We start from the raw sequence: 8,200 nt of genomic DNA on the forward strand, positions 1-8,200 counted from the left end.
AGGACACGGCCGGGGGATATCTCCCGGCCGTGTTTTTTGTCAGGCAGCGCGTTGCTTTTCGCGGGACTGCACGATCAGATCCAGAACAAGCATCACCAGCAGGCTTGCGCCAACCAGCGGGAACAGGATGCCGCCGATGGCCAGCAGCGCCAGCAGGCCGCGCAAGACGCGTTTATCCTGCGGCAATGGTGGCACGCCGAGCGAACCTCTGGGGCGTCGTTTCCACCACATGATGCCGGCGGAAACGGCAAGCAGGACGATGCCGACACAGGCTGCCAGCAACACGATCTGGTTGGCGAGGCCGAATTGCTGGCCCATATGCACGTTGATCCCCCATTCCAGCACCTTTCCAAGCGGACCGTAGTCGGAATAGCTCATGTCGATCAGCGGTTTGCCGCTATATTGATCGAGATGGACGACGCGCTGCTTTGAAAGGTCGTCGGGATAGACGGAGCCGCTATAGACGCCTGTCGGTTTGGTCGGCAGCACGACGGTATAACCAAGGGTAAGACCGAGCCCGTCGAAACGCGCGATGGCCGCATCTATGCCAATTGGTTGCCCGGTGGCGGATGGGGTGGATTCCGGGACTTTCGCCTGCTCCAGCGACCAGCTGGTCTTGGCCATGTGATCGAGATGTTCGCCGGACATTGGAACATCGGTCCGCACGCCTGCCGGATATCCGAAATTGCTGCCATTTGCCCATTCGTTGACCTTGGCGCCCCACACGCCCGACCAGGGCATTCCGGTGACTGCTAGAAATACGATGAAAAAGCCGACGAAAATGCCGGTGACGGCATGGGTATCGCGCCAGAAGACGCGTTTTTTCGGCGTGCCACGCACGGTCAAGACACCGCCGCTCTGCTTCCTAGGCCACCACAGATAGATGCCGGTGGCGACGAGCAGGATGGACCACCCGGCGGCGATCTCGATCAGATAGCGGGTATAGGCGCCGAAATATTTCAGGCTGTGGATGTAGCGGATCGTCCACATGATGGTGCCGCGATCTGGCAGTGAACCGGCAACCTGCCCGGTATAGGTGTTGACGTAGACGGCGCGTTTGCCTTCGCTCGTACTGACGGTAATTTCCGTCGAGGCACCCGGATCGCCTGGCGTGGTGTATTTCACCGCAGTGCCGGGAACGGCCGCAACGGCTGCGGCGAGAATATCGGAGGGGAGTGCTTTCGGCACGTTCTGCGCCACTTCGATGCGCTTCAGGTCCGAATGAATGAGATTGTCGAATTCGTCCCGGAACAGATAGAGCGCACCGGTGACGGCCAGCGATATCAGAAAGGGCAGTACAAAAAGGCCAGCGTAGAAGTGCCAGCGCCATACGGCGCGGTACAGGTTGACGGACGAGGATTGCGCAGGCGCGCGCTCGCCCTCGAAAGAGGTCGTAACGGACATGGATGTCTCCGCAGAAAAGTTGATTATCCGGCAGGGCCGGATCGCTCTTTACATTTGCAGAGAGGGAGGCGGTGCGCGTGGGCGCGATTCCAGATTGGGTGGCGGCGGCGGCAATACCGTGTCGCGGTCGAGAAAGTCGACTTCGACGACCCGGACGATCCCGTCCGCACGCTCAACGGGAGTAACGGGAAGAGCGGCGATGGTAACGGAGGCCAGACGGCAGAGCGTGCCGCAGCAATTGTCGGCGAGCTTGCCCGCAGGGTTGGAGGCCGGGTTCGGTTTGCCCGAACCGCCTTCGGGCATGTGGCTGGAACAGATGATCTCACCGGTCGCCAGCGCGGCTGAGGCCATATTGCCGCTGGTCAGGCCATTCACGAGCCCTTGCAGGAGAAAAAGCAGGACCGCCAGCGTGGCGATGGCGCCAGCCGAACTTCTGTCCTGCATTATCCTGCGAATGAATCCCATTGCAGCGAAATGCCATATTTATCGGGCCGTGTCACCGCGACACGATGGCGAAAGACGAGGCCTGTTTTCAATTATCACCCGGCGTCGGGATGGGAATGTTCAGGCCAGCAGGTCGTAGGTCCGGAATATCCAGACTACCTGATAAATCAGGGCGAAAATGACGAGAAACCTGTGAAAGCGTCGGTTGCCGATGAAAGCTGCCAGTGTGAACAGAACGACATAAATAGCGGTGCGGATGAGATATTCAGCGCCCAGCGAGGAGAGGTAGTCCTGTCCCTTCAGCAGCGTATCGCCTATATCCGTGACGAAAAGTGCGGCGAGAAACGCGAAGAACCAGCTTTTGCGGGAAAAGAAATAGTCCTCGTATCCCTTGTATTCCTTCATGTCCGAGGGGAACAGCAACACGCACAGGAAATAGAACAGCGAGCAGAACAGGATGAGGAACAGGAACGCGCCGAAGCCGAGGACGTGGCTGGTGGCGGAAAGCCGGTGTTCCCACCACCAGAAATGCACGAGCATCAGAAACAGGAACGCCACCCAGCCGATATGCAGGGGATAGATGCGCTCCTTCTTGGGATGCTGCACGAAACCTGCAAGGCCGGTCAGCAAGCGGGCGAGGCTGAGGCCGACAACCATGCCCATGACGGCGCGGATATGCGCATAGGCTTCCGCGGCGTTGACGGCGGCCTCCATCGCACCCTACTCCGTCGGAGGGATGGGCGTCGGCTGCCCGTTTTCGTCCATCGCCACCATGATGAAGGTTCCGGCAGTGACTTTTTCCAGCTTGTCGTAACGGGAGCGCTGCGCCCAGGCCTCAACCGTCAGCGTGATGGAGGTGCGGCCGAGCCGGGCGATATCGGTGTAGATGGACAGCGTGTCGCCGATCTTCACCGGCAACTCGAAAGCCATTTCCTTGACCGCCGCAGTGACCACGCGACAGCGAGACCGCTCCGCCGCGCGGATGCCGCTGGCCAAGTCCATCTGGGACATGACCCAGCCGCCGAAAATATCACCGGCCGGATTGGCGTCGGCCGGCATTGCGAGCGTCCGCAGCGTCAGCTCGCCGGTCGGTTTGATGGGCAGGTCGGTCATGTCGAGATTTGCTCCTTGCGAATGTCAAAGGCACAGCATGCGTTGCGCTTTGTGATTTCGCAAGGAAGGGTAAGCGTCAGGACGACGCTTTGCCCAGAAATTGCTGCGTTGCATAAAGGGCGATGGCTGCCGCATTCGATACGTTGAGCGATTTGATCTCGCCCGGCATATCGAGACGGGCGAGCGCCGAAACGGTTTCGCGGGTCTTCTGGCGCAGACCCTTGCCTTCGGCTCCCAGCACCAGGGCGATCTTTGCCCCGGTGAAGGTTTGCTCGATGGGGGCGGGGCCTTCCGAATCCAGACCGACCGAGAAGAAGCCAAGCTTGTGCAGTTCGCCCAATGTATCGGCGAGGTTGGTGATCTGGATATAGGGAATGAGTTCCAGGGCGCCGGACGCAGACTTCGCAAGCACGCCTGACTCCGTCGGGCTATGGCGAATGGTAGTGATGACGGCGCCGGCGTTGAAGGCGACCGCCGATCGCATGATGGCGCCGACATTGTGCGGGTCGGTAACCTGATCGAGCACGAGGATCAACGGGCTTTTCTTCAGCGCATCGAGTTTCTTGACCGGAAGCGGCCTGGTTTCCAGCATCACGCCCTGATGGATCGCCTCGGGGCCGAGCACCTTGTCGATATCCTGCGGTGAGACAATCTCTACCGGGAAGGGCTGCGCATCCGCTTCGCCGATATCCAGACGCGCAAAGGCATTCAGGGTAACCGACAGCTTGATGAGTTGCCGTTCGGGATTGGAAAGCGCCGCACGCACGGTATGCAGGCCGTAAAGGTGGACCTGATCCGGCGCAAGCTGCGGGGGCTTCCAGTCTTCCGCGCCACGATTCCGGCGCTTCGGCTGCTGCGGGGTCGGAATTTCGCCCCTCTCGCGTTTGGCATCGCGCACGGCACGGCGCAGGGTGGCGTAGTGCGTGTCGCGGGTGGATTTGTCGTTTGGATCGTCTTTGCTCATGGCGCCTTATATCTCCGGGACGCGACGCACACCAGCCCCCGCGATAATCCACAGGCCTGCAAAGAGGTTTGAATTTTTTCCCGAAAATTCGTGAAACGGCGTGTTGACAGAAGCGAACGAGGCCGTCATATACGCGCCACAGACGACGCAACGGCGCTTCGCCGGAGAGAAATCTGAAGAGCTTGGTTGCTCGATCCTAGCAGATAGCTGGAGGGATGCCCGAGTGGTTAAAGGGGACGGACTGTAAATCCGTTGGCTACGCCTACGTTGGTTCAAATCCAACTCCCTCCACCATTCTGCGCAGGATCAAAATCACCACCGCGGGTATAGCTCAATGGTAGAGCAGCAGCCTTCCAAGCTGAATACGCGGGTTCGATTCCCGCTACCCGCTCCAAAACTTCTTAATAAGATCGATAATCTTTGCCTCGCGCCGATGTGCAGCCTCCAATCAGCGTTGGCTATTTTCAGCTCGCTTCCAAGGCGGACTGAATCCGCATTTTCTCTGCGTCGAGCTCGCTTAACCTCACCATATGCGCCGTAATTTTCTCAAAGATCGAGGTGCGATCCGCTGTCGACAGGCGTTCAGTGTGGCGCAGGGCAGTAATGACCTCGATCAGATCAAGTCGCTCTTGCTCAAGTTTTTCAAGATTCCACATCATCGCGTTTCCTCGCTGGCACGCGCTTCAAACGGCCAACCCGGATAAAGGTTCAGGTCAATAGAATTTAAAGTAAATTTTATCTTATTGGCTGGGACGCGGTGCGCTGGGGCACGGCTGAATCAATCCGGTGAACGACATTGCGTCCGGATGCCGGCAGCAGCCATATAGCTGTTGTCGGTTGGATGGTATGATGCGTAACGCGCTGCACACCATTTTACGTGGTCTATTTCCGATTGTGAGAGGGCGTAACCATTGGATGACGCCTCTTCACCCTTGCCCGCGGCAAAGGCGGATGCGGGATAGCCGCGACCGTCGGAATTCTGCGCCTGCTCCTGCTGTTCGTAGGCCGGCTGTATGAGGCTCAGCGCACTGGCGGGCAAGGTAAAAGCGGTAGATATTGCGACGCCAAGAGCGAGCGCGGAGATAGTCTTCGGCATCCTCAACATCGATAAATCCTCGTTATTCGTTCGAGATGCTAACGAAAATTAAGGAATTTCGTTCCGATGCAGGGTTGACGTCACACGAATACGTGATTCGTTGGGCGGTGCTGCCGTCGTTCGCGTGGCAAGGCGGAGATGCCTCTGGCGGCGGGCTGATTTGGATATCCATGGTCACTGAGTAATGCAGTCCTCACCGCGAAAACGCCACGCCCGATGAGCACATTTTGCTCCGCGCCAATTCGACTTTGAGTGCTCGTTGCACTGCTCGTTGACAAGCGGAAAGTCCGGTCGGATAGTCTGCCGGCAATCATGCACACGGGAGTCTTCGATGATCAACAGGGTTGTAATTCTCTCATCCTTAGCGCTGCTCGCATCGGCGGCGTTTGTCTCCCCCGCAGCGGCGCTCACCATGAAAGAGTGCAGCGTGAAATACCAGGCGGCGAAAGCCGACGGGTCCGCGAAGGACGTCAAGTGGAACGACTATCGCGCCAAGTTCTGCGGTAGCGATGCTGCTGCCGAAAGCGCTGCCGACGACAAGCAAGTTGCGGCTACCACCGACAAAGAACCCGAAAAGGCGACGATAAAGGCTCCGAAGAGCGTCGTATTTCCGAGCGCTGTCGATAAGAAATATTCAAGCGAGACTCCTGGCAAGGCCCGCCTGAAGACCTGCGTCGATTCTTATCGTAAGAACAAGGATGACGGCACGCTCGGCGATCTCAAGTGGATTCAGAAGGGTGGCGGTTACTGGAGCCTGTGTAATACGGCTTTGAAGAGCTGACGCGCTTTTTTGGGGCGGCGGCTGATCGCCGTTGCCCCAGCAATGACGCGTCATCAGGCATCATACCGAAGGACTTAATTTGTCGATTCGGTTGACCGGAGCGTGTCTGAGCCACGTCCAGAACGACGTGCGGTTTTTCCTGTGCCCTGCAAATCCTGTGGCAAGCGTGGCCCAGCGTTTTCACGCTTACCGGCGGGTTGATATTCACATGGTCAGGCAACCCCGGTTTCGGGCGGGTAAAATCTGCGAATGGTTTGCGATTCAGCATCTTGATAGAAAGAGTTGATCTTGCGGCTTGATCCGCATCCAGCAATTAAACGGTTACGGCTGTCCCGTGGCGGCTGGCCGGCAATGTGGGCGGATGACCAGACGATTTCGAAACTACCTCGCCGTACTCGCCATATCATTACTGATGTGGACGTTGGTGCTTGGCGTCATTTATTGGCTGTTTCGATAGCTCTTGCCGCAGCTTCAGCGCCGAAATGAACCCGCTTCAATCGGCGGCATAACCAGCACATGCCTTCGCGGCTGATATTCGGCAAAACTTGCCAACAAAGAATGGACGTTGCCCCCGAAGGAGCGGCGGCAGGGCGGTTTTGGGAAACCTTGCCATGCCGCCGGTCAGCGTTGAATTGCGCGCAGCGCGTTCAGCCTAGAACGAGCGCTGTTAAGAGCGCCAGCAGGATTAGTGAGCTTGCAACAGCGCCCAGCTTCATCCTGCGAAGGCGGCGGGTGCGACCGCCGGTCCAGTCATAAGCCATTGGCAGCTTTACCTTTCTTTTTATTTTTATGACTTATTAACTAGCTCACTAGGCTTGCCCGTGGCTGACCTCAATTGCCAAAATCCATAGGCAAAAAATCACGATTTCCCTGTCTTATCCGAATGTTGCAGCGGACGCGGAGACCGATTCCCCTGTGCGCCGATTTCACCTGCGCGTGCGCTTGCAATGCTGTGCAGGCAAGGGTGCATTTGTGTGGGTATGAAAAGAAAAGGCCCGGAAACTCTCGTTTCCAGGCCTTTCGGGACGAATATGTGACTGCCAGTCTCAGCCGAAATAAGGCTTGATGTAGGGCAGGACTTCGATCACGCCGTGATACAGCATGTTGAGCGCCACATAGATGATGACCATCAGGCCAAGATACGAAATCCAGCGGTAGCGGTGCAGCAACTTGGCGACGAAATTGGCGGCCAGTCCCATGAGGGCAATCGAGACGACGAGACCGATGATCAGCACCGTGACATGGTCCTGCGCGGCACCGGCGACGGCAAGCACGTTGTCCAGCGACATGGACACATCGGCGATGACGATCTGGGTTGCGGCCTGAAAGAAGGTCTTGTGACCTTTGGTCAGGTCAGCCTCTTCGTCCGTCACCTCGTCTTCGATGGAGCCTGCGGCTTCGCGCAGTTCGGACCACATCTTCCAGCACACCCAGGCAAGCAGAAGCCCGCCGAAGAGTTGCAGCCCGACAATGGAGAGAAGCTGCACGGTGACGGCGGCAAAGCCGATGCGCAATACGGTGGCGGCGATGATGCCGACCAGGATCGCCTTGCGGCGAAGATGGGCGGGAAGACCGGCGGCGGCAAGGCCGATGACGATGGCATTGTCGCCTGCGAGAACGAGATCGATCGCAATGACTTGCATGAATGCCGTGAAGCCGGCGGCTGTGAAGATTTCCATTGAGCGGTCCTGAAACGGATGTAATTTCGCGCCGGAGAGCGCGGCTGATCAATATGTGGCATAGAGGTTTTGCGCCTGGGCGCATCGTCCCGCTCGCCCGTCTCCCCCCGGAGATGAAATTTCCTTAAGCCATGATGAGGGTCCAGGTAAAGAAGTTGTGATAAAGAAAAAGCTTATTTAACGATCCGATTGTGCGAAGAGGGGTGCAGGCAGGGTCCCGTCCGTGCGTCCCGTCTTGCCGTCGCGTGGGAAGGCTGAGCCAGCTTTGAATATCGCGCGGAACGCACCATATATGCACCTTGAGGCGCGCCTTAGGCGTGCGCGACCGTGCTTTGACAATTAAGTCTTGCGCATTCGCTTACAAAGCCTTAAACGGCGACACCAAACCGGTTCGCCGGGAAAACTACTTCACGTTCACAGGAAGCAATTCACATGGCAAAGAGCAAGTTTGAGCGCAATAAGCCGCACGTCAACATTGGCACGATCGGTCACGTCGACCACGGCAAGACGTCGTTGACTGCTGCGATCACGAAGTATTTCGGCGAGTTCAAGGCGTACGACCAGATCGACGCTGCTCCTGAAGAAAAGGCTCGCGGCATCACGATCTCGACGGCGCACGTCGAATACGAAACGCCGAACCGTCACTACGCACACGTCGACTGCCCCGGCCACGCCGACTACGTGAAGAACATGATCACCGGTGCTGCCCAGATGGACGG

Annotated in this window: 10 protein-coding genes and 2 tRNA genes; 4 read left to right on the forward strand and 8 right to left on the reverse strand. The window is 57.9% G+C overall.

The features are described 5' to 3' along the window. Positions 1-39: 39 nt before the first annotated feature. The 5 genes from FB593_RS14860 to rlmB all read right to left on the reverse strand — a co-directional run bounded on the left by FB593_RS14860 (position 40) and on the right by rlmB (position 3,925). Positions 40-1,404 (reverse strand): PepSY-associated TM helix domain-containing protein, encoded by a 1,365-nt coding sequence (locus FB593_RS14860; protein WP_013636446.1) that lies wholly within the window; start codon positions 1,402-1,404, stop codon positions 40-42. A 48-nt stretch (positions 1,405-1,452) separates the two neighbouring features. Further along, entirely contained in the window at positions 1,453-1,869 is a 417-nt protein-coding gene (locus FB593_RS14865; protein WP_065660777.1) for a DUF2946 family protein, read from the reverse strand. Positions 1,870-1,968: 99 nt separating this feature from the next. Next, positions 1,969-2,562 (reverse strand): hypothetical protein, encoded by a 594-nt coding sequence (locus FB593_RS14870; protein ID WP_003513035.1) that lies wholly within the window; start codon positions 2,560-2,562, stop codon positions 1,969-1,971. Positions 2,563-2,568: 6 nt separating this feature from the next. Then, on the reverse strand, positions 2,569-2,961 hold the full coding sequence (locus FB593_RS14875) for an acyl-CoA thioesterase (protein WP_003513034.1): 393 nt from the start codon (positions 2,959-2,961) through the stop codon (positions 2,569-2,571). A 76-nt stretch (positions 2,962-3,037) separates the two neighbouring features. Then, a complete protein-coding gene (rlmB, locus tag FB593_RS14880) occupies positions 3,038-3,925 on the reverse strand; it encodes a 23S rRNA (guanosine(2251)-2'-O)-methyltransferase RlmB (protein WP_003513033.1) in 888 nt (295 codons plus the stop codon). 209 nt (positions 3,926-4,134) lie between these two features. On the opposite strand from rlmB, the gene FB593_RS14885 reads away from it, so the two are divergent. Next, positions 4,135-4,219, forward strand: a tRNA-Tyr gene (locus tag FB593_RS14885). Between the two features lie 26 nt (positions 4,220-4,245). Further along, positions 4,246-4,319: transfer RNA gene (locus FB593_RS14890), tRNA-Gly, on the forward strand. A gap of 70 nt (positions 4,320-4,389) precedes the next feature. On the opposite strand, the gene FB593_RS14895 is transcribed toward FB593_RS14890, so the two are convergent. Both FB593_RS14895 and FB593_RS14900 read right to left on the reverse strand, forming a co-directional pair. Then, positions 4,390-4,584 carry a hypothetical protein gene (locus FB593_RS14895; RefSeq protein WP_013636443.1) on the reverse strand — a complete coding sequence of 65 codons (195 nt, stop codon included), beginning with the start codon at positions 4,582-4,584 and terminating at the stop codon, positions 4,390-4,392. A gap of 119 nt (positions 4,585-4,703) precedes the next feature. Beyond that, positions 4,704-5,030, reverse strand: coding sequence for a BA14K family protein (locus FB593_RS14900; RefSeq protein WP_112290586.1), 327 nt, complete (start codon positions 5,028-5,030; stop codon positions 4,704-4,706). Between the two features lie 322 nt (positions 5,031-5,352). On the opposite strand from FB593_RS14900, the gene FB593_RS14905 reads away from it, so the two are divergent. After that, positions 5,353-5,802 carry a hypothetical protein gene (locus FB593_RS14905; RefSeq protein ID WP_003513030.1) on the forward strand — a complete coding sequence of 150 codons (450 nt, stop codon included), beginning with the start codon at positions 5,353-5,355 and terminating at the stop codon, positions 5,800-5,802. A 1,046-nt stretch (positions 5,803-6,848) separates the two neighbouring features. Here FB593_RS14905 and FB593_RS14915 read toward each other — a convergent pair. Then, entirely contained in the window at positions 6,849-7,481 is a 633-nt protein-coding gene (locus FB593_RS14915; RefSeq protein WP_003513029.1) for a TerC family protein, read from the reverse strand. A gap of 432 nt (positions 7,482-7,913) precedes the next feature. On the opposite strand from FB593_RS14915, the gene FB593_RS14920 reads away from it, so the two are divergent. Then, positions 7,914-8,200 (forward strand): GTP-binding protein (locus tag FB593_RS14920; RefSeq protein WP_259666375.1); only part of this gene is annotated, 287 nt, incomplete at its 3' end.

This window comes from Rhizobium sp. SJZ105, assembly GCF_007828365.1.
GTDB classification, from domain to species: Bacteria; Pseudomonadota; Alphaproteobacteria; order Rhizobiales; family Rhizobiaceae; genus Agrobacterium; species Agrobacterium tumefaciens.

What these genes read in the sequence shown, in the direction of transcription:
- FB593_RS14860 (WP_013636446.1), bottom strand. Translation starts at nt 1,404, where the DNA reads ATGTCCGTTACGACCTCTTTCGAGGGCGAGCGCGCGCCTGCGCAATCC.
- FB593_RS14865 (WP_065660777.1), bottom strand. Translation starts at nt 1,869, where the DNA reads ATGGGATTCATTCGCAGGATAATGCAGGACAGAAGTTCGGCTGGCGCC.
- FB593_RS14870 (WP_003513035.1), bottom strand. Translation starts at nt 2,562, where the DNA reads ATGGAGGCCGCCGTCAACGCCGCGGAAGCCTATGCGCATATCCGCGCC.
- FB593_RS14875 (WP_003513034.1), bottom strand. Translation starts at nt 2,961, where the DNA reads ATGACCGACCTGCCCATCAAACCGACCGGCGAGCTGACGCTGCGGACG.
- rlmB (WP_003513033.1), bottom strand. Translation starts at nt 3,925, where the DNA reads ATGAGCAAAGACGATCCAAACGACAAATCCACCCGCGACACGCACTAC.
- FB593_RS14895 (WP_013636443.1), bottom strand. Translation starts at nt 4,584, where the DNA reads ATGATGTGGAATCTTGAAAAACTTGAGCAAGAGCGACTTGATCTGATC.
- FB593_RS14900 (WP_112290586.1), bottom strand. Translation starts at nt 5,030, where the DNA reads ATGTTGAGGATGCCGAAGACTATCTCCGCGCTCGCTCTTGGCGTCGCA.
- FB593_RS14905 (WP_003513030.1), top strand. Translation starts at nt 5,353, where the DNA reads ATGATCAACAGGGTTGTAATTCTCTCATCCTTAGCGCTGCTCGCATCG.
- FB593_RS14915 (WP_003513029.1), bottom strand. Translation starts at nt 7,481, where the DNA reads ATGGAAATCTTCACAGCCGCCGGCTTCACGGCATTCATGCAAGTCATT.